The 411-nt window shown below is 37.7% G+C and carries 1 pseudogene; it reads right to left on the bottom strand.

The annotated features are described in order from the left end of the window. Positions 1-411, bottom strand: a pseudogene (locus GFJ36_RS10720) (IS200/IS605 family element RNA-guided endonuclease TnpB); the annotation flags it as partial.

Here is a 411-nt window from a genome sequence, read left to right as displayed (position 1 = left end):
TATCCATTCCAATGTAAGAATTTGTTTTCGGAAGTTCTTGCACTTCTGTTTCCACTAACAATGACACAAAGTATCTACCAGAAGGGTTCCGTCTAACCGTAGCATTTACAATACGTCCTTTTACTTCACGACTTTTGGCAAATCGAACAAGACCTAGTTTTGGCAATTTTATTTTGTTTCCTATAACGGCAATGTTTTCATTTGTTTGTTTTGTGGTGTAAGATTGTACGTTGTTCTTCTTAGATTTGAAACGCGGGGCACTGTTTTGTTTTTTGAAAAAGCGTGTATATGCATCCGCAAGGTTGCGAACAGATGACTGAATCGCAATACTATCGACTTCTTTTAGCCAAACAAGCTCTTTCTTTAAGGCAGGAAGTTTGACAGAGCATGTACCATATGTCAAACCTTTTC

The organism is Bacillus sp. EE-W1 (assembly GCF_009760835.1).
GTDB lineage: Bacteria > Bacillota > Bacilli > Bacillales > Bacillaceae_G > Bacillus_A > Bacillus_A wiedmannii.
The sequence above is the reverse complement of the archived record's forward strand: the minus strand, read 5'-3'. Positions and strand labels throughout refer to the sequence as shown.